The organism is Bathymodiolus platifrons methanotrophic gill symbiont (assembly GCF_002189065.1).
Classification (GTDB): domain Bacteria; phylum Pseudomonadota; class Gammaproteobacteria; order Methylococcales; family Methylomonadaceae; genus Methyloprofundus.
On the sequence record NZ_BDMN01000414.1, the window covers coordinates 1 to 1539 of the forward strand.

Annotated in this window: 2 protein-coding genes; both read right to left on the reverse strand. The window is 37.7% G+C overall.

All coding sequences use genetic code 11. From position 1 onward, the window contains the following. Nucleotides 1-122 precede the first annotated feature (122 nt). Entirely contained in the window at nt 123-491 is a 369-nt protein-coding gene (locus CDZ78_RS18480; protein WP_087871297.1) for a hypothetical protein, read from the reverse strand. A gap of 38 nt (nt 492-529) precedes the next feature. After that, nucleotides 530-1360: an HsdM family class I SAM-dependent methyltransferase gene (locus CDZ78_RS18485; protein ID WP_221901701.1), complete on the reverse strand. Its 831-nt coding sequence runs from the start codon at nt 1358-1360 to the stop codon at nt 530-532. Nucleotides 1361-1539: the final 179 nt, after the last annotated feature.

The following is a 1539-nucleotide window of genomic DNA, read 5'->3' on the forward strand; positions in this document are numbered from 1 at the left end:
CTGGGATGCCCAAAACAAGCTTTCGCAAAAATAGCGACTCCCCGCTAATCTATCAATTTTCCAATGTGCAGGAATATTGCCTAGCCATTCAACCCCAGAATCTTTTAATTTATAAGGCTCCATTACAGTACCTTTATCCCAGATAACAAGTCTTCTGCTTGTTTTTCCAGCTCCCAGAATTCATTAATTAACTGGTCGCTAGAGACGGGCTCTACATACTGGTAAAAATACTTATTAGGCAGAACCTCATAACCCAGTTGCTCAACTTCTTCCCAGCTAATAATCTGGTAATCAATTTCATCCGCCAGGAACTGGTTAATATGTTTCTCTTTATCTGTCTGAGTCGCATCAAACGGGATATATTCTGTATCAGCTATATAGTGTCGATGGTGAAACTCTGCTTGTTTATTCTGTGCTTTAAACCATTTTTTTATGTCATTGAGTTTTTCATCTTTTAGCTGTGGTACTTGAGTTCTTAATAGTTCAGCCAAGGCAGTTTCAAAGGGTTTAGCTCCATCAATCTTAAGCTCTAACTGATCTGTTCACCGTCTTTAAACGGTGATTGAATCACAATATAAAGCGTAAAGTCAGCATAGAAATCAAACTGCTTTTTTACATTAGCATTATTCAGTTGTGTGCTCAGTGGCTCAGGTATCCACATGGGTTGATTATTTTCGTCTTCTTGCCAAAAGACAATTTTGACTTTGTGATAAGCAAAGTCGGTGGTGTTAAATTTCTTACAGTGTTCATCTGCTTGCCATGCGCTAAATTTATTATGAATCCAGGCACGGTGTTCATCTGTTATACGGTTACGCTTATTACCAAAGGATTTCGGTTCTTTTTCAAATTGCTCGCGGGCATTGATAATCAATACCTGATCTTTTTTATGTGCTGGCTTATTGTTGTTGAGTATCCAGATATAAGTATAAATTCCTGTGTTATAAAACATCTGGTCGGGCATCATAATAATGCTGTCTAATAGATCGGCTTCTAATAGATGACGACGTATTTCACTCGCCCCTTGTAAAGCATCACCATTACTTAACGGTGAGCCATTAAACAGAATGGCGATTTTAGAGCCACCTTGATCCGCTGGTTTCATTTTCTCAATCATGCTGAGTAAGAATAAGAAAGCTCTGTCACTAATATCAGGTGTTCCCCATTGATAGCGTGAAGCTATAAACTTTAAGGCATCATCTTTATAATCAGACCAATTCACCCCAAACGGTGGGTTGGAAATAAGGTAATCAAAGTGTTTACCTGCAAGCTGGTCGCCATCATCTTCAATACTTTCTATATGGGGTATTAATGAGTTGCCATGGGTTATATTAATATCTGAAGTTTCCCAATAATTATTTATGGTGAAATTGAAACTATGCTACAACTATATGAAAAAAATAGTCTTTTCATCCGTTTCAAATGCTATTGCCTAAGGGGAATTAAGTAGGGGTTTGCTATAAACATGGCAAAACCACCTAAAATAAACCTCGATACACCAGCATTGTGTATTTCAGCTACTCAATAATTGGGAAACTTCAG